This is a genomic window from Pseudidiomarina indica (assembly GCF_900104245.1).
GTDB lineage: Bacteria > Pseudomonadota > Gammaproteobacteria > Enterobacterales > Alteromonadaceae > Pseudidiomarina > Pseudidiomarina indica.
In genome coordinates this window covers 167,945-192,295 of record NZ_FMXN01000001.1, presented here as the reverse complement: position 1 = coordinate 192,295, position 24,351 = coordinate 167,945, and the positions used below count along the sequence as shown (strand labels likewise).

Annotated in this window: 16 protein-coding genes and 1 tRNA gene; 1 reads left to right on the top strand and 16 read right to left on the bottom strand. The window is 48.3% G+C overall.

From position 1 onward, the window contains the following. Window positions 1-57 precede the first annotated feature (57 nt). The 5 genes from rmf to rlmKL form a co-directional block, all read right to left on the bottom strand. Window positions 58-231 carry a ribosome modulation factor gene (gene rmf, locus BLP64_RS00855; RefSeq protein ID WP_092590766.1) on the bottom strand — a complete coding sequence of 58 codons (174 nt, stop codon included), beginning with the start codon at window positions 229-231 and terminating at the stop codon, window positions 58-60. Between the two features lie 209 nt (window positions 232-440). Further along, complete coding sequence (locus BLP64_RS00850; protein ID WP_092590763.1) at window positions 441-2,237, bottom strand: DUF3466 family protein; 1,797 nt, start codon at window positions 2,235-2,237, stop codon at window positions 441-443. Between the two features lie 7 nt (window positions 2,238-2,244). Beyond that, window positions 2,245-4,152, bottom strand: coding sequence for an ATP-binding cassette ATPase Uup (gene uup / locus BLP64_RS00845; RefSeq protein WP_092590761.1), 1,908 nt, complete (start codon window positions 4,150-4,152; stop codon window positions 2,245-2,247). Next, the gene (locus BLP64_RS00840) at window positions 4,149-4,385 is read right to left on the bottom strand and encodes a glutaredoxin family protein (protein WP_092590759.1); all 237 of its coding nucleotides are present in this window, start codon (window positions 4,383-4,385) and stop codon (window positions 4,149-4,151) included. The genes uup and BLP64_RS00840 overlap by 4 nt, the downstream gene beginning before the upstream one ends. After that, a complete protein-coding gene (rlmKL, locus tag BLP64_RS00835; protein ID WP_092590757.1) occupies window positions 4,378-6,519 on the bottom strand; it encodes a bifunctional 23S rRNA (guanine(2069)-N(7))-methyltransferase RlmK/23S rRNA (guanine(2445)-N(2))-methyltransferase RlmL in 2,142 nt (713 codons plus the stop codon). Before rlmKL ends, BLP64_RS00840 begins: the two co-directional genes overlap by 8 nt. A gap of 173 nt (window positions 6,520-6,692) precedes the next feature. Here rlmKL and BLP64_RS00830 point away from each other — a divergent pair. Next, a tRNA-Met gene (locus BLP64_RS00830) sits at window positions 6,693-6,769 on the top strand. Between the two features lie 5 nt (window positions 6,770-6,774). Here the strand turns inward: BLP64_RS00830 and BLP64_RS00825 are convergent. From BLP64_RS00825 to BLP64_RS00775, 11 genes are all read right to left on the bottom strand, one after another. Then, a complete protein-coding gene (locus BLP64_RS00825) occupies window positions 6,775-8,520 on the bottom strand; it encodes a 5'-nucleotidase C-terminal domain-containing protein (protein ID WP_143001054.1) in 1,746 nt (581 codons plus the stop codon). 11 nt (window positions 8,521-8,531) lie between these two features. Then, a complete protein-coding gene (locus BLP64_RS00820) occupies window positions 8,532-9,092 on the bottom strand; it encodes a cell division protein ZapC domain-containing protein (protein WP_092590753.1) in 561 nt (186 codons plus the stop codon). 64 nt (window positions 9,093-9,156) lie between these two features. Further along, the gene (gene pyrD, locus BLP64_RS00815) at window positions 9,157-10,164 is read right to left on the bottom strand and encodes a quinone-dependent dihydroorotate dehydrogenase (protein WP_092590751.1); all 1,008 of its coding nucleotides are present in this window, start codon (window positions 10,162-10,164) and stop codon (window positions 9,157-9,159) included. Further along, window positions 10,165-15,009, bottom strand: a complete 4,845-nt coding sequence (locus BLP64_RS00810) for an NAD-glutamate dehydrogenase (RefSeq protein WP_092590748.1) — start codon at window positions 15,007-15,009, stop codon at window positions 10,165-10,167. Between the two features lie 210 nt (window positions 15,010-15,219). After that, entirely contained in the window at window positions 15,220-17,844 is a 2,625-nt protein-coding gene (pepN, locus tag BLP64_RS00805) for an aminopeptidase N (RefSeq protein ID WP_092590746.1), read from the bottom strand. Window positions 17,845-17,859: 15 nt separating this feature from the next. Then, complete coding sequence (gene nhaC, locus BLP64_RS00800) at window positions 17,860-19,338, bottom strand: Na+/H+ antiporter NhaC (protein WP_092590744.1); 1,479 nt, start codon at window positions 19,336-19,338, stop codon at window positions 17,860-17,862. A gap of 21 nt (window positions 19,339-19,359) precedes the next feature. Further along, complete coding sequence (locus BLP64_RS00795) at window positions 19,360-20,742, bottom strand: sodium-dependent transporter (protein WP_092590742.1); 1,383 nt, start codon at window positions 20,740-20,742, stop codon at window positions 19,360-19,362. An 84-nt stretch (window positions 20,743-20,826) separates the two neighbouring features. Further along, a complete protein-coding gene (gene prc, locus BLP64_RS00790) occupies window positions 20,827-22,902 on the bottom strand; it encodes a carboxy terminal-processing peptidase (RefSeq protein WP_407681254.1) in 2,076 nt (691 codons plus the stop codon). A 3-nt stretch (window positions 22,903-22,905) separates the two neighbouring features. Further along, entirely contained in the window at window positions 22,906-23,583 is a 678-nt protein-coding gene (gene proQ, locus BLP64_RS00785) for an RNA chaperone ProQ (protein ID WP_092590740.1), read from the bottom strand. After that, window positions 23,573-23,866, bottom strand: coding sequence for a hypothetical protein (locus BLP64_RS00780; protein WP_092590738.1), 294 nt, complete (start codon window positions 23,864-23,866; stop codon window positions 23,573-23,575). The genes proQ and BLP64_RS00780 overlap by 11 nt, the downstream gene beginning before the upstream one ends. A gap of 13 nt (window positions 23,867-23,879) precedes the next feature. Then, on the bottom strand, window positions 23,880-24,347 hold the full coding sequence (locus BLP64_RS00775) for a GAF domain-containing protein (protein ID WP_092590735.1): 468 nt from the start codon (window positions 24,345-24,347) through the stop codon (window positions 23,880-23,882). Window positions 24,348-24,351 lie beyond the last annotated feature (4 nt).

Here is a 24,351-nt window from a genome sequence, read left to right as displayed (position 1 = left end):
TACCTAAAAGCCCGCTCAGTGTGGCGGGCTTTTTTTATTTCTATTGTTGATAAAGATTTAGCGGAACAACCCTTCTCCGCGCGCTTCCATCGCATCGCGCCAACCACCTAACCATTGAGAACGCACGTCGTGTGCCTGATAAGGACATAGCTCTTTAGAACGACCAGCAATTCCAGCTTTATACCCCTGTGAATGGGCCCGTTCTAGGCGATCGCGTTTTTGTCGCTTCATAATACACTTCCTCGTCCAGTTGTGATGTATTCATCTAACAATGACAGAGCATCAACGGAAGAATGAAATTCATCCTTGCTCTTTAGTAATAGATAACAACTTTCCGCCGGAGTTCAATGCAAAAAAACGGCGCTGATTCCATTGACCGCTTAAGTCAATGATATAGCGCCGTTAATTGAACTGTCACAATCTTAGAATATTTTTGCCAGCTACGAGCGAATCTTACGTCGAATGGTTATAAGCCCACCTAACAAGAACATCCCTAAGAGTGTAGGCCAATGCATACTGGCACCCTGCCGCTCTATTGGAGCAACTGAGCCACCACCGCCGCTACCGCCGCCATTATCATCACAGCCTTCAAAATCGCCATTGAACGGATTTAATAAGAGGGTTTGCGCAACTTGCTCACCAACAATGAGACCGTCACTGTCTTCAGTGCGCTGTTCAATCACCGAGGTCACCAAAATTTGGTTTTGCTCGTTAATGGCATCAGCGGAGACAATAAAGTGCGTTGTTTCACAGCCCACCACATCGTTCAGGTTGATTAAGCCTTGTTCTAGATTATTTAAATCTAAATAGAATCCAGCTTGGCGGCGAATGGTATCTAGGCTGTAATCGATTTCTGCTGTTCCAACCACAATACCTTGATTATTAACGGCTTTTGGATAGGTGGATGAGCCCTTAAAAAAGGCTGGCAATTCACTAAAGGTCTCGGTATCAACATCGTATTGGAATGGAATGGCGCGACGTTGCCCCTGCACCATGCGCAACACGTAACCAACAGCAATATTGTCATCATTAATATCGGCTGCACTGCCCCATAAATAATCAGGGTGCGTGGTCATGGCACGAGTTTCACCATCAATGAAAACCACCGGTAACCGAATCCGCGAAGCAGGTGTTGGTTCTTCGTCTTCTTCACCAGAATCGTGATAGGTCCAGCTTTGGCCGACGGCAATCCCATTATTATTTACCGCAAATGCATAGGTTGAAAAATGTTGTGGATCGTCTTCGAGTCGCTCCATTAACGGTGCGTAGCGAGTTTCGCTAATGACATTTCCGTTCACATCAAGCTGCCAAACCGTAGCTTCTACGTCATAAATCGAACCATTACTGGCCACTGGCGTGCCCATATACGAAGGCAAATTGGTCACATTTGCCCGTTGCTCAGCATGCCAAATATTCCACATGCAGGTATAAGGCGTAATGGTTGAGCTGGGGTCATCCGCTAGCTTCTCGCAGTCTTTTTCCCAGATTTCAGCTGAGCGAGGGGTTAATGCAACACTTTGGAAACCGACCGCCACATGATGTTCGTTAATATCAAAAATGGCCGACTCCCCGCCCAAGATATCCTGTGCCAGCGGCTCAACCAGCTTTAGTTCCTGGCCGTCATACCAAATTCCGCGACTGGTAAAGTCCCGTTTGGCATAGCTAATGGTCACTGGATCTGGGGTTTCACCTTCTTCGGGTGTGGGAGGCTGGTAGGTATGGTCAAACCGCGTGTAAGGCGCGCTCGCAATACCGACTCGCACATTATTTTGGTTTAACCCTAAAAATTGGTGATCGGCGGAGTTATCATTACTCGAAGCTCCGTCGCCCTGTGGGTTTAACAAGGCCGGTAAGCGAACCGTTTGACCGTCATAATCACCGGCAAAGTTAAATGCCAAACGCTGGGTATTTAAGACACTGTTCACTCGGTCTTCAAGGCGCATGACCAACGAAATATATTGCCGATAAGTGAGTTCATCGGTTTCCGGATCGAAATCTTCAGGCAGCCCAAGATTGCTCAACATAAATGAGCTGATATGGTCAAAATCAATTTCGGCGGCGTATGGTAACCGCATGTGTAAAGCAGCCAACCCTTGATCGTTCAGCGCAACGCCATAGGCGTGTTGCACGCTTGCTGGGGTTTCAATCGGCACAATCGTAAAGTTTTGTGCTGCTGCAACGCCACTGAATGAAGCCGCGATTGCTGCCACTATTAACGGAGTTTTAAAATGTTTCATAAATGATTTAACTACTCTCTTGTTGCAGATTTTCTAACTCATCCCAACGCTCAAGCGCCGTCATAAGTTCATTTTCTAACTCTGCTAACCGTTCTAGTATCGGTGCCGTTTCTGTATGCGGCTGGCGATAAAAGTCCGGCGCAAGCGTTTGTTGTTCGAGTGCCTTCTGTTGTTCTTCAAGCATCGCTATGCGTTCGGGTAACTGCTCGAGTTCCCGTTGTAATTTGTAGGATAGCTTTTTCTTACGCTCAGCAGAAGCCCGAGGTTTACTTTCCCGCCTTTCTGACCGAACGTTCGTCTCTTTAGTTCCCTGCTGTTGTGCAAGATAATGGTTAATTTCGGTAAACCCGCCGACAATTTCTGTAATCACCCCCTCGCCTTCAAATAACAAGGCGCTGGTGGCCGTGTTATCAACGAATTCCCGATCGTGACTCACCAAAATAACGGTGCCTTGGTATTCTGCAATAATTTGCTCGAGCAGTTCCAAGGTTTCAATATCTAAATCGTTGGTGGGTTCGTCCAGAATCAGAAAGTTGCTGGGTTGTAAGAACAGCCGCGCTAACAGCGCCCGGTTGCGCTCCCCGCCGGATAACGCCTTCACCGGGGTCCGTGCCTGTTTGGGCGTAAACAAGAAGTCTTGCAAATAGCTTAGAATATGGCGGGTGCGGCCATTATATTCAACATCTTGGCGGCCATCACCGATATTTTCCGCCACCGATAATTCCGGATCTAGCTGAGCACGATGTTGATCAAAATAAGCCACGGCCAGATTTGTGCCCAGCTTAATTTCTCCTGAATCCACCGTCTGCTCACCTAAAATAACTCGGATCAGGGTACTTTTACCGCACCCATTCGGGCCCACCAAGGCAATTTTATCGCCCCGTTGCAGTGTTAAACTGAAATCTTTAAGAATAGGTTTATCGGCAAAGTTTAAGTTGAGTTGATGCCCTTCAAACACCAGCTTGCCAGAGCGTTGCGCTTCCTGCACCGCCATTTTAACCGACCCTTGTTGTTCACGGCGGGCTTGACGTTCACGGCGTAACGCTTCTAACGCTCGGACACGCCCTTCATTTCGAGTCCGACGGGCCTTGATTCCTTGGCGGATCCAAGCTTCTTCTTGGGCTAATTTTTTATCAAACTCTGCATTATGGGTGGCTTCAACCTCTAATAACTCTTGTTTTGCTTGTAAATACTGCTCGTAATCGCCGGGAAAGCTGGTCAGCTTCCCTCTATCCAAGTCCACAATGCGGGTTGCAAGATGACGAATAAACGCCCGGTCGTGACTGATAAACAGCACAGCCCCTTGAAATTCTTTAATCAGGTTTTCAAGCCAGGTTACCATGTCCACGTCTAAGTGGTTGGTGGGCTCATCAAGCAGCAGCAAATCAGGTGCTGTCACCAGCGCACGAGCTAAGGCGACGCGCCGCAGCCAGCCCCCCGATAAGGAATCCAACGGCGCATCTTCGGGCAATTCCAGCTGAGTTAAAATGGTTTCAATGCGCGATTGAACCTGCCAACCATCCGCTGCCTCAATGGCTACCTGCAGCTCTGCCATCTGCTGCAAGAGTGGCGTTTGATCAGCTGCGCCATTGAGCTGCAATACGACTTGGTGATAACGCTGCAGGAGCTCACCGACATGGGCCAACCCTTCCGCAACATAATCATAGACGGATTGTTTCGACTGCGCGGGTGGATCTTGTGGGAGTCGGGCCACTACCGCCTCACCAATGACTTGTATTTCACCGTCATCTAATAAAACTTCACCGGCAATGACTTTCAATAAGGTCGATTTACCCGCACCATTGCGGCCGACAATACAAACTCGCTCCCCTGCTTCAATGACCATATCTGCGCGGTCAAGAATGGGCGCATTGCCGAAAGCCAATTGTGCTTGCTGTAAACGAACAAGGTTCATGAATTTAAAAATTCCTCTAACGATTCTGAAAATGGCCAGCGCAATTCGGCGTCATCACGGGCGCGGATTAATACCGGAATCAGCCAGCCATATTCGTCAATTAATTCCGGTTGCTGACTAATATCTACCACGTGCAACTGTATAGGGGTTGCGGGCTGGCACTGCTGAATCAGTTCCAACGCAACATCACACAAGGGGCAATGAGGTTTGGTCAGTAAATAGAACTCACCCACTAAAACGCACCTTAAATAAATGATGAATGCCTTTATTACGGGCAAAATCCACTGGAATGGAACGTTCCGTAAGGTCCTCGGCGACCAATTGGAATGCCGCTAATTGCTCATAGTCCAATTTAAATCGTCGCTTATTGGTCGAAAATAGAATCACACCATTATCATTCAGCAACCGCGCGGCAAGTTTCAACAGCATCACATGATCCCGTTCGGTGTCTAACACATCACTCATTCGTTTTGAGTTAGAAAACGTGGGAGGATCAAGGAAGATCACGTCAAACCGTTGTTGCGGCCGTTGTTCCTTTAACCATTGGAGACAATCCGCTTGAATAAACTGATATTGCCGCCCATGCAAATGATTCAATTTAAAATTACGCTGACCCCAAGCAAGGTAGGTTTTTGATAAATCGACGGAAACCACCTCTCGCGCGCCACCTAAGGCTGCGTGTACTGAGGCTGAACAGGTGTAAGCAAACAAGTTTAGTACGGCTTTATTTTGGCTCAGTTTACCGAGCTCACGGCGTGCCCAACGATGGTCTAAGAATAATCCGGTGTCTAAATAGTCGCTGAGATTCACTTCAAAAAGCGCATCATACTCGTGCACAATTCGTGTTAAACCACGAGGAGCTTGTTTCTCATACTGCTGTTTCCCGGTTTGTCGCTGTCTCACTTTGAGGGTCATATTTTCGGCAGCAAATGGGAGTTCTTGTGCTAAAGAATCCACTAACGTCCATAAACGTTCCTTGGCAACCGCTGGTGGAACGTCTTTGGGAGCAGCATATTCTTGAATGACCAGACAATCATCATAAACGTCAACCGCAGCATTGTAATCCGGCAGGTCCGCATCGTAGAGTCGCCATGCGTTAACCCCTTCTTTTGCTGACCATTTTTCGAGTTTGTGATAGTTCTTACGGAGCCGATTCGCAATATCCGTTGATTGTTCTTTGGTAAACTCTAATTGCTCTTTCGTTAAATCAAATAAGGCTAAAGTGGTCTCAATTGGGCCATTAAACAGCTTATATTTTCGTTCACTACGCAGTTTTAAGCGTTTCAATAGGCTGTCATCGCCGGCTAACACACTCACCTGCCAACCGCTAAAATGCTCCCGCAATTGACTGCCAAATCGACGATATAAAAGCAGTGTCTCAACTTCTTCTCCCAGGCGCTCGCCATAAGGAGGGTTACAAATTAAGTGCGGGTGCTGCGCTGGCGCTTCTAAGGCGGGGGCAGTCATTGTTTCTGCATCGCGACGCTCCCACTGGCAGCGATCATGAATGCCAAGGCGTATTGCGTTTTGCTCCGCAATGGCCAAGACACGCGCATCAAGATCATGGCCGATCAAGCGTAACGGATGCTCCGACTGTGCTTCGGTAAACCGTTGCTGTGCCTCGTTGACCAAGGTTTGCCATACAGTTTCTTGGTGACCTAACCAACGTTGAAAGCCCCACTCAGTACGGGTTAAACCCGGTGCGCGATCCAAACAGATCATGGCCGCTTCAAGCAATAAGGTGCCCGAACCACAGAATGGGTCAAAGACTAAGTCGGTGGCCGTTGACACGCCACTGCGAATCGCAATCGCCGCAGCTAAGGTTTCTTTTAACGGGGCACTGCCCTGCTGCTGGCGATAGCCGCGCTTATGGAGGCTATCTCCGGCAAAGTCGAGGTACCAGGTCAGTTTGTCTTTGTGAAGATGGGCATGAATACGAATATCAGCCCCTTCTTTGGCCACATTGGGACGCGGAAGCCCTGCATCGCGGAAGCGATCAACAATCCCGTCTTTAATTAGTTGTGCGCCAAATTGAGTATGACGGATAGCCTGACTACGCCCGTTAAAGTCCACCACAAAGGTGTGCTGAGCAGTAAACACGTCTTCCCACGGAGTCTGCGCTACCGCCAGCGGAATATCTTCTACGCGTTTAACGAAGGTGTCCCCTAAGCTGAGCAGGACTCGGTTGGCCAAACGGGTCCATAAACAGACGCGGTATGCCAACTGCACATCGCCTTGGAACCAGCAGCCTCCCATGGTTTGGCGCACGTCTTCCGCTCCCAGTTGCTGAAGTTCTTCAAATAGTAACGGCTCTAAGCCTTTGGCGCAGGTTGCGAATAGACGATGTTGCTTTGGTGAATTGCTCATGCTGGTTTCTTTGTTAGTAGACATGGCGCTATTATAACGGAGTCGCGAGCGCCTGTATTGTCAGAACTGCTGAATAAATACGCAGTCAAACGAGAATCGTATAAATAGTAAGCGAACGAACTACATTGCCCTTGCGTTTCATTCTGTGACCCTTTAACATGCACAGCATCAGACGCGGGGTGGAGCAGTCTGGTAGCTCGTCGGGCTCATAACCCGAAGGTCGTAGGTTCAAATCCTGCCCCCGCAACCAATTCTCTAGTTCGTCTCTTCTTGCTTGATTTCCCAGTTATTTCTTAATTCTTCTTGATACCCTTGAGTCCCTAGTTTTTGAATATATGCCAACAAAATATGTTGGATTTGATCCGGGCTACTAAACACAATTTGCTGACCATTTAAGCCGCCCAACTGACCACCGCCATGAGCACGATAGTTATTGGTAATTACGGCATAATCTTGGGACGGAATCAGTGCCGGACTGGTGGTAACGCGTGCCCCACTCGGCTGACTTGGATCGATCAGGTAATCAAGCCCACTAAAGGTATCAAACTGATAGGCAGGATACGCAGGATTCACCCAACTCCAAGGATCTGCAGAATGTCCCTGCTGTACGCCTACGGCGGCGCCTTCCAACCACTGTTGCAAGGTTGCGCCCGATATCACCACCACATCCAACGTATTCGGATAACGGTAGAGATCACCAATATCGCCCATGGTGAGTGCACCCGCTGGAATATGGGTAAAGCTATCATCGGCTTGGCTCGCGGCATGAAAAGGAGCCACCGCACTCAGCCGCGGTAATTTGCCCCAGGCAGGCTGTTGTTCGCGAACGTAGCGGTCGATATACCATAACTGGGCATCATGAATCAGTTGAGTTGCCAGGGTCGGCTGCAAGCGCGACCATTGATGGCTGAGTTCTGCGTGCGTCGCACCAATCGGCTGTTCCATATACGCCACGGTTTGCTCATGGGCCGGTTGCAACAATTCTGCCACTGCAGTGTCCTGCTGCGCGGTAATAGGCACAACTTTTGCGGCCGATGTGACAATCCGCCATTGCTGTGTATCGGTGGCATAGTTGAGCTTCAGTTCAATCACTCCCAAGTGTTCTCCATGAAGGCCTGGCTGTACCGCTGGAATGCCAAAAATGGTGCCCTGTTGGGAATCGACGGCGGTCAGTTCATCATACACTGAGGTTCCGGGAAAGGTTTCATGCTGATGACCGAATACAATGGCGTCAATGCCTGGAATTTGCGCTAACTGCCAAACGGCTTGTTCATCGTCATGGCCATCACTGGTTGCTTTCGGCATGCCTGCATGTGCTACCAGCACAATCAAATCAGCCCCCTGCTTTTGGACCTCACGAACGCTTTGTTGAACCGCATCGACCATTGGGATCACGTCAACGTGACCGCGTAAATGCTGCCCATCCCATTGCATAATTTGGGGCGGCACGACGCCAATAAAAGCCAACTTTAAATGGGAACGCCCTTGCTGCTGATACTGCGCAGGAAGAGCACGTTCTAAAATGACATAAGGCTGGTGAGTTAAATGCTGCTGAGCAAATTCAGAGCGCGGGATCAGGTTGGCTGAAATCAGTGGTGCGCTTACCCCTGCGTAGGCTTTTGCCAAATAATCGAGGCCGTAATTAAACTCATGGTTCCCTAAGTTAATCACATCGTACGCAATCGCATTGAGTAAAGGGGCCAACGGCAACTCTTGCTCGGTTGCTGCAGCAGCAGCAAGCATGGCGTCGGTAAAAGGAGAGCCTTGAATTAAATCACCGTTTTCAATCAGCACACTGATATCAGCGCCCTGCCGTTCGTTGTGGATCACTACGGCAGTATGCACTAAGCCTTTTTGTTCCGGCTGCTGAGTAAAATAGTTGTACCCAGTAAAATGACCATGCACGTCACTGGTGGCTAAAAGCCGGATGAACACTGGTTCGGCAACGGCAAAAGAGCTGGACATGGCTAACCATCCCATCATGAGAGTTCTAAGGTACACGGTATCATTTCCTATGCGTGGCGCAAATAGTCAGCGCTGAGGTCGCGTTGTTCATGCAATGGCTGGAGGCGATTTAGCATCACTTTAATCACCTCATACTGGGCCAAATGTTTGATATCGGATAAAGGAAACGAATCTGCCAACACCATACATTCAACAAACTCGCCTTCGCAGTTGACGACCGCGCAAATCGCTTCAGCCAAGCCTGAATTCAAGCGGACTAACTCACCAATCTCTAAGGTCGTGTTGTCAGCAATTTGGTGGTTTTCTTCTGCGGTTTGAAAATACCAGCTTTGTGGCATTTGGGGGCGCCCAAAACGCTGATAAATCGTATGGTTCAATGCCGCAGCTAAGATAACTTGTGGGCTGAATCGTTGACTTGCTTCAAGGGCATCAAACAAGGTTTGAAAGGTGGTTGCATCATCCAGCGAAAAGGGTTCATCCATCGCTTTCAGTGGGATCAAACGAGAGGCTTTATAAGGTGCACAATGAACGACTCCCTCACTGAGTTGAATCATGAGTTGTTCGTTGTCAGCGTCATAGCGCCAACGCCATTGCGATGTTGTGTGCACCCTGTTCTTTCCCTGTTGTTCGTTCACGTTTTACGGGCTTTAAACTAGCCGAATTTGTCCTTAATTACAAGGCTTCCACGATGCGTCGAATTAACGGTGGCCCATGATAAATAAAGCCAGTATACAGTTGCACTAAACTGGCGCCGGCCGCTAATTTAGCCTGTGCTGCCTCGGGACTATCCACCCCGCCAACGGCGATGATCGGCAATTTCCCTTGGGCATGCTTGGCAATGACGCGTACCACATGGGTACTTTGTTCAAATAACACCGCGCCGCTTAAACCGCCTGCTTCATTGGCATGAGGCAAACCAGATACTGCCTCACGACTGAGCGTGGTGTTGGTTGCGATCACGGCATCAATGTTGTGCTCGATAAGGGCGTCGGTAATGGCTCGAATTGCATCATCTGTTAAATCCGGCGCAATTTTTACCGCCAACGGCACGTAGTTGCCATGTTCTTGAGCTAAGGTTTGCTGCTCTTCTTTAAGTGCGCGAAGTAAATCGTGCAGCACACTGCCATGCTGAAACTCACGCAAACCTGGCGTATTCGGTGAGGAGATATTCACCGTAATATAGTTCGCATGCGGATAAACTTTACGCATGCAAAACTGATAATCCTGAATGGCTTCAGCATCAGGGGTGTGTTTATTCTTCCCAATATTAATGCCCAGTACCCCTTGGAACTTAGCCGCTTTGACTTGCTCCACAAGGTAATCCACACCGAGATTATTAAACCCCATGCGATTAATAATGGCTTCTTTTTCTACAATCCGGAACAGCCGTGGTTTGGGATTTCCCTCTTGTGCCACGGGTGTGACTGTCCCTATCTCAATAAAACCAAAACCCATTTGCCCAAAGGCTTGAATGCACTCACCGTTTTTATCTAATCCCGCAGCTAAGCCAATTGGATTAGGAAATTCGATGCCCATCACTGTTACGGGTTTGGCAGGAACCCGCTGCCGCCACGCTAAGGCGACAGGCGTTCCTGCATATTGACGCAATAACTTGAGTGTGAACTCATGGGACTGTTCCGCATCTTTGCGGAACAGCCATTGGCGTAACAATCCGTACATTTACGCCTCAACCGACGTGCAGTTGTGGTTCAGCAACGTCAACTCACGCAGGGCCACAGAGAACTTCGCAAACTCATGGGTTTTCGAGGTTTTGAAGTCCGACAGCATATCTAACCAACGGTCGATATAGACTTTATTTGTGGTAAACCACTGCTCAACGATTTCCGTAGCATTCTGCTCTGCGCTGGCGGATTTCAGCATGATGGCGGTTAATGAGCGTTGTTGCCAATCTAACTCTTCGCGGAATGCTGCACGTGCCAGAGCTTGCCAATGGTTATCAACGGGCTGCTGATTGATTTGCTCAAGGAACCAGTGCAGTGCTGCTCGTGAACCCAGATTAAAGTATGCTTCCGCAACGGTCCCAACTTTCAGACCTGTTTCATGGCTTACGTCCGCAATATCCAGCGCCGAGAATAAGGTGCTGAGAATGCCAATGTTGTGAGCTAAGTCAGCAGGAACCCCTTGGCTCACAAGTTCATCGATCTCTGCTTGGATTTCTTGACGCTCTTCTTCCACCACGTAATTCAACACGTTTTTACGTAACTCATCAAAGCTTTCGCGGTAGAAATCCAAGTGGTCTTGAATGGTGACTAAACCTGGCGTGCGGTGGCGCAAGAACCAACGGGTCGCACGGCGCACCACACGACGTAATTGGAACAACATATTGTTCTGTACCTCGGCTGGGAATTGATTATTCCCTGCTTCGATTTGTTCCATCAGACCACGTAAGTTGAAGCATTCACGTGCAATCACATACGCAGAGGCGACTTCTGCTTCACTAACACCCGTGGTCTCCGCTTTACGGAACACAAAGTTTGGCCCCATATCGTTAACAATATTGTTCGCTAACCGCGTTGCAATAATCTGAGCGCGCAATGGATGGTTTTCCATGGCTGCCGCATAGTGTTCTTGCAATGGTTTCGGGAACGCATTGATGAGGGAACGGGCATGGAAAGGATCCGCCATGATCGCATCATCAAGTAACTGATCTTTCAGAACCATTTTCCCATAGGCAGTCAACACAGCTAATTCTGGACGAGTCAATCCTTTACCATTCGCTTGACGCTCTGCCAATACATCGTCATCAGGTAAGAACTCAAGAGCACGGTTCAACTGGCCTTCACGCTCAAGGTGATGGATGAAACGTTGGAACTCTTTCGTTTGCTCTGCCCCACGAATGGCCGTCACTGAAATTGATTGCGACTGACGGAAACAGTCTCGTAAGACAATTTCTGCCACTTCGTCGGTCATGTCGTACAGTAATTTGTCGCGTTGCTCACGGGTTAATTCACCATTAGCGACCAAGCCATTGAGCAAAATCTTAATATTAACTTCGTTGTCCGAACAGTTAACACCGCCAACGTTATCAATAGCGTCGGTGTTAATTCGGCCACCGGTTAATGCATATTCGATACGGCCCAATTGGGTGAAGCCTAAGTTTCCGCCCTCACCGACAATACGCGCTCGTAAATCTTTACCATCCACACGAACCGCATCGTTGGCACGATCACCAACATCGCTGTCGCTTTCTTTCGATGATTTCACGTAAGTTCCGATACCGCCGTTCCACACCAGATCCACGTCGAGCGTCAAGAGCGCCTTGATCATTTCCGTTGGCGTCATGGATTTCTTTTGGGTATTGAATAGGGTTTTCATTTCAGGCGACAATTCAATCGCTTTCGCGCTGCGCAAGAACACGCCGCCACCCTTTGAAATCAATGATTTATCAAAATCATCCCAGGTTGAACGTGGGAGGTAGAATAACCGCTTACGTTCTTCATACGTCGCGGCCGCATCTGGATTTGGGTCAACGAAAATATGCATGTGGTTGAACGCACCCACCAAGCGTGTATGCTTTGAACGCAGCATGCCGTTCCCGAATACGTCGCCACCCATGTCACCAATACCTACCGCAGTGAAGTCGGTGGTCTGACAATCGATGCCAATTTCGCGGAAATGACGTTTAACTGATTCCCATGCACCGCGTGCGGTGATGCCCATTTTCTTGTGGTCGTATCCAACCGAGCCACCCGACGCAAAGGCGTCGCCTAACCAGAAGTTGTATTCGGCAGAAATGCCGTTGGCTATGTCAGAGAAGGTTGCGGTGCCTTTGTCGGCTGCCACCACCAAGTAGGTATCGTCATCATCGTGACGCACCACATTCGCAGGAGGAACAATGTCACCGTCAACAATATTATCGGTAATGTCTAACAACGCACGAATGAACATGCGATAGCATTCTTTTCCTTCTTCAAAGAAGGCTTCACGATCTTCCGGTAGGTTTTTACAGACAAAGCCACCCTTCGCGCCCACTGGAACGATCACGGTATTTTTTACTTGCTGAGCTTTTACTAAGCCTAACACTTCGGTCCGGAAATCTTCGCGACGATCGGACCAACGCAACCCGCCTCGGGCGACCTTACCGCCTCGTAAGTGGATGCCTTCCACGCGCGGCGAATACACGTAAATTTCGTATTTCGGTAATGGCAATGGCATTTCTGAAATAAGTTCAGGCAAGAACTTCACCGAAATATAGGATTTTTCATTCCCTTGGCTATCAAGCTGGAAGAAGTTGGTGCGCAAGGTTGCCCCAATTAGCTCCACGTAGCGGCGAATAATACGGTCATCATCAAGGTTCGCAACGTTCTCAAGTTCTGAATGAATGCGTGTTTCAATGGCTTCAAGCTTTTTCTCACGCGTGCTTTCACTCGGATCAAACTTGGTATAGAACAATTTCACGACCAATTTTGCGAGCAGTGGATACTTACTGAACGTGCTCTCGATATAAGCTTGGCTAAATGTGGTGCCAGTTTGGCGCATGTACTTGGCATACATCCGCAAAATAATCACTTGGCGCCCAGTTAAACCAGCCCCCAGCACGAGACGGTTAAAACCGTCATCTTCATAGTGTTTGTCCCAAACCTTGGCAAAGCCATCTTGGAACAACTCGCGGCTGGTTTCTAAATCCAGTTCCTCGTTATTGTGCAACATGTAGAATTCGAGAATCCAGAACACATTGCCATCCGCGGTTTTAACTTGGTATGGACGCTCGCCAACAATACGCAGGCCAAAGTTTTCCAACATGGGCAGCACATCTGACAAGTGAATCGGTTCATCCTTATGGAATAATTTCAAACGAACCTTCTTGCTTTGTTCGTTTTCTTCCCGCGGGCGATAGAACAACATTCCCAACTTGTGCTCATCGTCTAGCGCTTCAAGTTGCTCAATATCGGCAATCGCAACAGAAGGCAGCACTTCTTCTTTGTAAGCTCGTGGGAAAGCATTCGCGTATTTTTTATTTAATTCGTTCGCTTTTGCTTCGCCAAAGGTGCTGCTTAAAATACGTTCAAAATTATCTTCCCAGCTGCGCGCAGCTTCAATGAGGTTTGATTCGAGTTCTTTCACGTCAATATCCTGTACAGTGGCGGTTAAACGAACGGTATAGTGCGTTCTCGCCAATGGTGATTCCGAGAAATAAGTGGTGAAGTCAACGTCGCTATTGCTGGCAAACGTTTGTTTAAGAATTGCTTGCGTTTTTTGCCGCAGTACCGTGTGGTACCGTTCTTTCGGCACGTAGACCATGCACGATGCGAAGCGGCCGAAAATATCACGGCGGACAAATACTCGGGTAATGTCCCGTTCACGCATTTGTAAAACACCTAATCCAACTTCCAGCAAATCAGCTTCGGAAGCTTGGGCAATTTCATCCCGTGGATAGGTTTCTAGAATGTTCATTAACGCTTTGGCGGCGTGGGAACCTGGCGCAAACCCTGATGCTTCAAGCACTCGGTTTACTTTGTCTCCTACCAATGGAATTTCGCGCACGCTGTCATTATAAAAGCTGCTTGAATACAAGCCGATAAAGCGATCTTCACCAATGACATTGCCTTGGCTGTCAAACCGTTTAATGCCGATGTAATCGCAATAGGCAGGACGGTGGACACGCGAACGTGAGTTGGTTTTCGTCAGCAATAACACATGATCATCAAAGGTCATTTGTTGTGCGACTTCAGGCAATGATGATACCAACCGCCCTTCTTTATTAATGCTTCGACGCATCAACCCTAAACTGCTTTCAGGGTCTTGCAAAATAATGTGGTCCCCTTCAATCGCTTCCAGGTGATAGCGACGGTACCCCATTAAAGTAAAGTTATCTTTTGCGAGCCAAGCGAGGAACCTTTGTGCTTCTTCAAGCTCTTGGGGGCGACCTTGATAGTTGACCTTACCAAGCTCTGCAGCAATGGTTTCCATGCGCTCACGCATGGCCTGCCAATCACCTACCGCTAAACTGATTTCAGCCATCACTGAGGCCAATTCAGTTTTCAGTGCTTTAATGGCAGCGTCTGATGCTTGGCGGTCGACTTCAATCAAAAACACCGTATCAACTTCGTTATCTGCCTGGCGGGTACCGGCTTTAAGCAGCTCAGTGATTTGGTTGTTGCTGTCACGTTTGTGGCTAATTGGAAGGTGCAGGAGTAAGTGAGACGTAATGCCTAACCGTGATAATGCCATCCGGATCGAATCAACCATGAAGGGACTGTCTGATTGGATGATTTCGATAATGGTATGAGCCGACTTCCAACCATGTTGCTCGACATCAGGGTTGTACACCTTAATAAGTGCTTTGGCACCAGGTTGATAGTCATTGAATGAATGCCAAAGGCCCATGACTGCACCATATAAATCGCTATCAATTCGCAGCGACAAATCATCGGATGAGACATTGTGAAACAACCTTAACGCAAAATCCTGAATCAATTCTGCTCGTTCGGGGTTTCGCTGCTGAATGATCTCAGCCACCTTTTGCAGTACAACGGGGATCTGGCCTTCGCCAAACGCATTCATGATGGAGTCCTTATCTGATAGATATAACGAAGTTATGATGGTGGCCTCGATGCCCCATCACCCTACGAAATAATTACTATTATTGTCGGATATTTAGGCCGCTTATTCAACGCTTATTATTAGCAATTATTGAGTGTTCAGACCAGGGTTCCTGCGGTGTCGAAACTTCATTAAAGGGACTCACGAATTATCTAAGAGTCCCTTTGCTCGTTACTCCGTTGCGACCAAAGTTTGATTGATTTTCTCAATCAGGTCTGGGGCAAGCTGAGGCAACTGTTGAAGTCGTAATAGCTCATTCTGCATCTGCTGTTGTCGCTGCTGATCAAAGCGTCGCCACTGCATCAGTGGGGTGATTAATCGCGCGGCCACTTGTGGGTTATGATCGTTGAGGTAGCAAATCATGTCACTTAGCAACCGATACCCTGCACCATCGGGCTGATGAAATTGCAGTAGATTGCGCCCAAAGGTGGCCATTAAAGCGTATTGACGATTAGGATTATCACGATTAAATCCAGGGTGTTGCTGGAGCTGGTTTACTACGGCAACAACATTCCCCTTCGGCTGGCTGGCTTGAATTGCAAACCACTTATCCAAGACTAATGGCTCGTGTTGCCACTGCCGTTCAAACGCCTGCAATAACTCATCTTTACAAGATAACCCCAAATGCACTGCCAGCTGCAAGGCATGATGCTGCGCGGTCATGTTATCCGCTTGATAGTAATAGTCGGCAACTTCGCCGCTATATTCCTCAGGCGTTCTCAGCGCTAAATATTCCAAGGCTGTATGCTGCCAACGACGCAGCGCAATAGCTTCAGCAGTTGCTGCATAAGGCTGTTGTTTGCGTTGCTGCCACACCGCTGCAAAAATATGCGCTAAACCATTCGCCAGCTGCTGTTTTAGCTGCTCATGGGCTTGCTGCAACGCAACGAGAGGAATCTCTGTGGCGTAATGTTCGGTGAGCTCCGCCAAGCTGGGTGGCGTCAGGGTGAGCGCTTTGAGTGCCGGATCAATGTCAGCTTGGGCAACCTGTTGGAATGCAACAATGACGGGTTCGGCTAACACCACCGGCTGCTGCTGTGCCACCGCATCCAGAATAAGTGTTTGATAAATACTTTGAGCAGCCTCCCAACGCGTCACTTCTTGCTGAGCATGAGCTAATAGCACCAATTTATCCGCAAACGATGAATGCTCTCGGACCCGCACCGGTGCACTGAAGTTTTCTAATACGGCAACCACCGGTTGACACGGCAGATGATTAATCACCAGTTGTTGCTCAGCGCCAGTGAGTTCAAATAATAAGCTGCCCGACTCATGCAGTTTCAGCAACGGGTGCACAATTGCTATTGGCTCCCCAGTGGGGGTATAAAAGCTCATTAGCACGGGAATATGGAGCGGCTCTTTATGGGGCTGCCCCGGGGTTGCAGGTGTCTGCTGTGAAAAATCAATTCGTAATTGTTGGGTCGCCGCAGAATAATGCGATGCGATGGTGACTTGAGGGGTACCCGCTTGGCTGTACCAACGTTCAAATTGCGTGAGATCGACTTGATTGGCCGTTGCCATCGCCGCAATAAAATCGTCACAGGTAACCGCTTGGCCATCATGCCGCTCAAAGTATAAGCGCAGGCCTTGTTGGAACCTTTCCTCCCCTAATAATGTGTGCAACATGCGCACCACTTCAGCCCCTTTCTCGTACACCGTGACGGTGTAAAAGTTATTCATTTCAATCACTTTGTCAGGGCGAATCGGATGCGCCATGGGGCTTGCATCCTCATTAAATTGTTGGGTTCGCATGGTTTGGATAGCCTGAATCCGATGCACCGCGCGGGATCCCATATCGGCGCTAAACTCTTGTTCGCGGAATACCGTCAGCCCTTCTTTCAGGCTCAATTGGAACCAGTCTCGGCAGGTAACGCGATTGCCCGTCCAGTTATGAAAGTATTCGTGTCCGATAACCGCTTCAACATTCATAAAGTCTTGATCGGTGGCAGTGGTTTGATCGGCAAGCACGTAGCGCGAGTTAAACACGTTCAAGCCTTTATTTTCCATCGCTCCCATATTAAAGAAGTCGACTGCCACCACCATATAAATGTCGAGGTCATACTCTAAGCCGAACCGCTGTTCATCCCAACGCATGGCATTTTTCAGCGACTCTAGGGCATAGTGCGCTCGATCACGCTGCCCTTTTTCGACAAAAAACTTCAACTGAACCACACGCCCACTGGCAGTCACATAATGATCGTCTAAGCATTCAAAATCACCAGCGACAACAGCAAAGAGATACGCTGGCTTCGGGAAAGGATCATGCCACGTCACCCAATGGGTGCCATCCTCATTCACCCCTTGTGCAATGCAATTTCCATTGCTGAGCAAGTGTGGATAACGTTGCTGATTGGCCACCAACGTGGTTTTAAATTCTGCCAAGACATCGGGACGATCTAAATAATAAGTAATTCGTCGGAACCCTTCTGCCTCACATTGACTGCAAAATGCATCGCCTGATTGATACAAGCCTTCCAAAGCTTTGTTCGCAGAGGGATTAATTTGCGTTTCAAGATGAAGTTGAAACGGGGTTGCTGGCACTTTAGCGATGATCAATGAATGAGCGGTTACGACATAGTCGTTGGCACTGAGCTCACGGCCATCAAGCTTCACCTGCATGAGTTCTAACCCTTGCCCATCAAGCACCAATGGCGCATTGACGCCCTGGGGAATGACCTGCATGGTATTGATAACGCGGGTAGCGACGTCATCCAGAATAAAGGTTAAATCAACGGTTTCAATGAGGAACTCCGGAGCGCGATAGTCGCTCCGGTATTTGGTTTCAGGAACTGCCATGCTGACGCCTCGAACTTATGCTGCGACTTCTTTCGTTGAGTGATTGGGTAAGCGTAAAATACGAATTCCAGTGTACGCATAAAACATTGCAATCAACGGTGTTAACCAGTTAAACATGGCAAATGGTAAATACACCAAGGGGCTGACACCGAGGGTTGCCATCATGAACGCCCCACAAGTATTCCAAGGAATCAAGGCGGACGTTAAGGTGGCGCTGTCTTCTAAGGTTCGTGACAGTAAGCGGGGATCCAATCCTCGTCGTTCATATTCTTCACGGAACATCCGCCCCGGTAAAACAATGGCCATGTATTGGTCGGCGGTTAACACGTTCGCCCCAAAACAGGTAAACAAGGTTGCAGTCACTAATCCACCAACACCTTTGATGTAACCTAAAAGCCCTTCAATTAGCCGTTGTAAGAGACCTAATTTCTCCATAATGGCACCAAATGTCATGGCACTTAGAATCAACCAAACGGTATTGAGCATACTGGACATACCGCCACCACTAAGCAACTTATCGAGCTCCGCAGAACCTGATTCAATGACGACCCCATCGGTTAACGCATTCCAGACAACTTTTAGTGTTGCTTCGGCATCCGCTGCCGACGATTGCCCCGCAAGCTTAGCGATAACATCAGGTTGAAAAATTACGGCCCACACGCCGCCCAACAAGGCGCCAAAAAATACGGTCGGCAAGGCAGGACGCTTTGATGCAGCCAAGTACAACAACACAATCAGCGGGATTAACATTTCCCAGCCAATGTTGAAGGTATTGCGAAGCTCTAATTGCATGCGCTCAAGCTCCAGCAAGCTGACGGAGGCTTCTGCATTAAAGCCCAACAACACAAACACAATAAGAGTGATGATAAATGCAGGACCGGCGGTATAAAACATGTAGCGAATATGCGCAAACAAGTCAGTGCCAGCAACAGCTGGCGCTAAGTTGGTGGTATCCGACAGCGGTGACATTTTATCCCCGAAATATGCGCCAGAAACGACGGCACCCGCGGTAATAGCCGGCGACAGGTCCATCCCTACTGCAACCCCCATGAGCGCCACCCCAATGGTGGCAGCCGTCGTCCATGAACTCCCGATGGATAAGGAAATAATGCCACAAATTAATGCTGAAGCAGCGTAAAACCACGCTGGATTAAGAAGTTCCAAGCCATAGTAAATCATACTTGGAACCGTACCTGCTAATAACCAGGTACCAATGAGCGAGCCCACTGCAAGAATAATGAGCATGGCGCCAAGAGCAACGGAAATTCCTTCGCGGATACCTTCCTCAATTTGCTCCCACGTGAATTTGTTATAAAAACCAACAGCTAATGCGACCCCTGCTGCAAGCCATAGCGCAATTTGGTTCGGACCATAGGACGCATCTTCACCATAAAGATACACCGACAAAACCAGCATCATGATCAGCGCGATGAGCGGAATAGCCGCCTGTAACAATGAAGGAGCTCGTTGCTCAGTCGTGAAATTATTTTGCATAGTTGTTCTCAAACCCAAAAATTAGAACTGAATGATACCGATCAGTTGTAAAAAAATCAGAATAATTGCTATCGGTGCAATATAACGCACGATAAAATGCCAAACCTTAAATCGAACCGATGCGGTATTCAGTTCATCTTGCGTATACTGTGTTTTCATCACCCAACCGACGAATAAGGCGAGTAATAGGCCCCCAATAGGCAATAGAATCGAACCGGTCACGTAATCAATCAAGTCAAACAAAGTGCCGAAAGTTTTACCTTCTATCTGCCAGCCCAATTGCGCCCAGTTGGCACCACCGAAACTGTAAATAGTAAGCTGGCCTAATGCCCACAATGTGCCCGTAGCTAAGAAGGTTGCGCGCCAACGAGTTAAGCCAAAACATTCTTCACAAAACGCCACACTTGATTCAATCATTGCAATGGCAGAAGTAAAGGCTGCTATCACGAGCATGATAAAGAATAAGGTCCCGACAAATGCGCCGCCGGGCATATGGCTAAATGCAATGGGGAGGGTTTGGAAGATGAGTCCTGGACCTGCTCCTGGTTCCAGTTGACTGCCAAAAACAATTGGAAAAATTGCCATTCCTGCAAGGAGTGCCACCACAGTATCCGCAATGGCCACCCAAATTGACGTCCCGATAATTGAGGTGGATTTGGATAAATAGGCACCATACATAATCACGACGCCCGAGGCTAATCCGAGCGAAAAGAAGGCATGTCCGAGCGCAACCAACACACTGTCAATGGTCAGTTTGCTAAAGTCTGGGGCAAACATAAATGCCACAGCAGCACCAAAATCACCAATGTAGCCAGCATAAATGGAGAGCACGATAAGTAGCAGCACCATTAAGGGCAACATCCACGAAACCGTTCGTTCTAACCCCTCGCGCAAGCCCTTACCGACCACAATTGCGACGCCCAACATAATGAGTGCGTGCCAAAACGTTAACCGTTCGACTGAGCCCGTCAATTGCTCAAATAATTGATTAATTTCGGCCACCGTAGCACCGGTGAATGCTCCCTGGGCAGCTTCAAAGATATAAGCCAAAGCCCATCCAGCGATGACTGTGTAGAAGCTTAGTACCAAAAAACCTGTCGCCATCCCCAACCAACCGGTAATTTGCCAGGCCGAATGGCGCCCTGACTCTTTGGCTAGTTTCAATGTTGAATAGCCGGGAGTATGCCGTCCTCGCCGTCCGATCAACACCTCAGCAATCATGACGGGAATCCCAATGATGGCGATGCAGATTAAATACACAATCACGAATGCCCCACCACCATTCTCACCCGCTATATAAGGAAACTTCCAAATATTCCCTAACCCGACGGCAGCTGCAGTAGACACGAGGATAAATAGCAGGCGACTCGACCAACGGTTCGCAATGGAGGGAGTGTTTTGCATGAGGTGTTGTCCGTTCTTATATTGTTCTAATTATTATTTAAACTAAAAGAGCCGCTCACTGCGACTCTTTTGTGCATGGGCTAATTAACGCTGATTCATCGCAATTCGCTGTGCATCAATCAGGGCAAAACTAATCTGAACCAACTCTTTGAGATACGGGTCATCCAATTCGATATCCGTAGGGATATCCTCAATTTTTTCTACCGGCTCCAGGCCTTTCAGCTTTAATCGAGCATTGGCTCTGGCAAGCTTTTTAGCTTCCTCTTCTGCCTGTTCCGCTTTTCGTTCCGCTAAAACTAAGCTGACCCACGTATTATCTTTTTCCGCTAGGTACTGGTCAAAGTCTTCCAGAATAAACTGAAACTCTAAATTGCTTTGGATTTGCTGATTCAGCCGTTCTTGCCATTCCGTCCAATCAACAGCACCCACCGCATTATAAGATGAGTAATCTAACGCCGGGATTTGATCCCAAGGTAACGCATTTTCAAGGCTGCTTTCTCCAAAAGCTTCCATATCGATGGCCGAAGGGAAACTTAGATGAGGAACCACCCCTTCCATCTGAGTGCTGCCGCCGTTGATTCGATAGAACTTGGCTACTGTAAACTGTACGCTTCCTAACGGATTGTCGTAATTATCAAAGGGATACATTTGCAGCGAGCGATGATGTTGAACCGTTCCTTTTCCATAGGTGTTTTCACCCACAATAATGGCACGATCATAATCTTGCATGGCCGCTGCAAAAATCTCAGACGCTGATGCACTATAACGATTAACCATCACAAACAATGGGCCATCGTATGCTACGTAACCGTCTTGATCACTCCCAACATCACGGCGTTTCCGACTATCCAAAATTTGAACCACGGGGCCTTGCTTAATGAATAACCCAGTTAGTGAGATGGCTTCCGGTAGTGAGCCGCCACCATTGCTGCGCAGGTCAATCACAACCCCTTCAACCCCTTGCTGTTGCGCTTCTGCCAAGAGTTTTTCAACGTCTCGAGTCACCCCGTTATAGAAGCTCGGGATAGCGATCACACCCAGTTTGCGATCCGTATGAGCCCCTTCTTCGGGGGACATCACTTCAAGTTTTGCTGCACGATCTTCTAATTTTACTTTGTCTCGAACAATGGAAATAACTTGGGGCGGACTGCCCGCACTCTGATTGCTTTTTAACACTTGCAGTTGCACGGTGGAGCCTTTCGGGCCCTTAATGAGTTCGACCACGTCATCCAAACGCCAGCCCACGACATCAACAAACTCAGCATCGCTATCGTCGCCTTGCGCAACTCCCACGACTTTATCGTCAACCGCTAATTGACCGCTTTTATCAGCCGGCCCACCAGGAACTAAACTACGAATAACGGTGTAGTCGTAATCGGCTTGTAAAACGGCCCCGATTCCTTCTAGCGACAAGTTCATGTCCTGCTGGAAACGCTCCGCATTACTAGGGGATAAATAGCTGGTATGAGCTTCAACACTGCGCGCAAAGGCATTCATCACAGTCTGGAACACATCTTCACTATTGGTCATGGTAAGACGTTTGAGTGCGTTGTTATATCGTTTGCCCAAGGTTTCAACGATGTCAGGCCACTCTTTTTCCGTTAATTTTAAACTCAATGCGTCAAACTTCACGCGCTGGCGCCATAACTCATGCAATTCCTCTTTTGAGGTCGCCCACTCCGCATCTTTACGTTGATAGTGGAACTTGTCACCCGGCACCGCAAAGTCAAAAGGTTTTTCTTCATCGAGTAAGGTTAACGCATACGAATACATTTCAAACCGACGTTCTAACGACTTCTGATAGAGTGCATAAGCACCATTCAGTTTGCCGGTTAAGATCATATCGTCGAACAAATGTTTGTATTCGTCTGCTTGCTGAATGTCTTCCGCTAGGAAAAACATCTTGCTGTAATCCAGCATTTCGAGATAACGCGCTAGAATCTTTTCAGATAAGGCGTTATCCAATTCCATTTGCTTAAAATGATCGCGAGTGAAAAAACGAGCGACTCGGTGACTGGCAACAGAATGTTGCTGTTCAGGTTTAAGAGCCGGTAATTCATCTACCGAGTGTGCTGGGGGCAACGCGTAGGCACTTACTGAAAGCAATAGCGCTATCGTTAGGGCTAACCCCCCTTTCCGTTTTACACGCATGGTCATCATTGATTACTCCTGTTTCGCAACAAATACTGCGGCAATACCCACTTTGACCGTTAAGCCATTTTGAAGTTGCACATGAACTTCATCCCGTTCAACTTCTTTCACAAGGCCCGACACGGGAACTTTGCCCGCTTTCACTTTCACTTGTTGCCCCACCTGCAATTGTTGAGCTGAGACTGCTGTCAACGGTGCGGTGGCAGGTTTATCGCGCTTTTCTTGAGTCTGTTTTGCTGGGGTCGCAGGACGTTTTTTGCGAGATGGAACATTGGTCCGAGCAGACGAGCGTTTACGCCGCGTCTCTTTCGCTTCGTCGGCCCCTTGCTGCTGACGACGTTCAGCGGCACGGGCCGCCGCTGCGGCCTTCGATTCTGCTAACTGTTGCTCGGCATGCTGTTGTTGTTCTTGCGTGATTTCACCACAGGGATTGCCGTCCAAATCAACGCGCTGGGTCCCTACTTTGACGCTATGCAGATAGCGCCAACTGTTGGTGTAGTTACGGAGCGCTGTCCGAATTCGAGTCTTACTGACGTGTTCATCCTCTGCTAATTGGTTGGCGAGATCTTCAAAAATACCAATTTTAAGGGGTTTCGCATTCCCTTCCACACTAAAGCACTGAGGAAACTTCTTGGCGAGGTAAGTGATAATATCTTTCGTGGTTTTGAGTTTTACTACATCAGTCGTCATCGTCATTAAATTCCTGCTGACGTACGTCAGCTAATTGGTCATGGATAAAAATCTGCATTTCTTCACTGTCTAGCTCAAGTAAGTCCGGATTTTCAATCCACTCAAACAAGACGCGACGAACAACTTCTTCAAGCTGTTCAAGGCTATCCTCAGCTGCACTGTAGTCAACAATGTAATGCAACATTTCATTCAGTTGATCGGCAGCCACTTCTTCCTCACCTTCGAAGAAGGTCATATCACTTTGACTGACCAAATAGGTCTGAATGTCAAATTCACTATACATAGCTCACTCGGCTTTATAAAGAGCGCCAATTCAACTGTTCAACAAAGCGACCAAATCGGCTCAAGCCTTCTGCGTCTGCTTCACTAAAACGTCCAATGCTCGGGCTATCTAAATCAAAAACCCCGACCACTTCGTCATTCACCACTAGGGGAACAACCACTTCTGAATTTGACGCCGAATCACAAGCAATGTGGCCTTCAAACTGATGGACATCAACCACCCGTTGTGTTTCGCGAGTGACCGCAGCAGTTCCACAAACACCTCGGCCAAATGGGATTCGCAAACAGGCCACTTTACCTTGAAACGGCCCCAAGACCAATGTTTCAGGCTCTCGTGTTAAATAGAATCCGACCCAGTTTACATCTGCCAAAACCTCATAGACTAATGCTGATAGGTTACTTAAGTTAGCAATCAGATCAGGCTCTCCCGCAGTAATAGCGCGCGCCTGTTCGATCAATAAATCATAATCAGTGGTATGCATAGAA

Bases quoted from the DNA above. Each gene is read 5' to 3' on its own strand.
- rmf (WP_092590766.1), bottom strand. From the start codon at position 231: ATGAAGCGACAAAAACGCGATCGCCTAGAACGGGCCCATTCACAGGGG.
- BLP64_RS00850 (WP_092590763.1), bottom strand. From the start codon at position 2,237: ATGAAACATTTTAAAACTCCGTTAATAGTGGCAGCAATCGCGGCTTCA.
- uup (WP_092590761.1), bottom strand. From the start codon at position 4,152: ATGAACCTTGTTCGTTTACAGCAAGCACAATTGGCTTTCGGCAATGCG.
- rlmKL (WP_092590757.1), bottom strand. From the start codon at position 6,519: ATGAGCAATTCACCAAAGCAACATCGTCTATTCGCAACCTGCGCCAAA.
- pyrD (WP_092590751.1), bottom strand. From the start codon at position 10,164: ATGTACGGATTGTTACGCCAATGGCTGTTCCGCAAAGATGCGGAACAG.
- BLP64_RS00810 (WP_092590748.1), bottom strand. From the start codon at position 15,009: ATGAATGCGTTTGGCGAAGGCCAGATCCCCGTTGTACTGCAAAAGGTG.
- pepN (WP_092590746.1), bottom strand. From the start codon at position 17,844: ATGGCAGTTCCTGAAACCAAATACCGGAGCGACTATCGCGCTCCGGAG.
- nhaC (WP_092590744.1), bottom strand. From the start codon at position 19,338: ATGCAAAATAATTTCACGACTGAGCAACGAGCTCCTTCATTGTTACAG.
- BLP64_RS00795 (WP_092590742.1), bottom strand. From the start codon at position 20,742: ATGCAAAACACTCCCTCCATTGCGAACCGTTGGTCGAGTCGCCTGCTA.
- prc (WP_407681254.1), bottom strand. From the start codon at position 22,902: ATGATGACCATGCGTGTAAAACGGAAAGGGGGGTTAGCCCTAACGATA.
- proQ (WP_092590740.1), bottom strand. From the start codon at position 23,583: ATGACGACTGATGTAGTAAAACTCAAAACCACGAAAGATATTATCACT.
- BLP64_RS00780 (WP_092590738.1), bottom strand. From the start codon at position 23,866: ATGTATAGTGAATTTGACATTCAGACCTATTTGGTCAGTCAAAGTGAT.
- BLP64_RS00775 (WP_092590735.1), bottom strand. From the start codon at position 24,347: ATGCATACCACTGATTATGATTTATTGATCGAACAGGCGCGCGCTATT.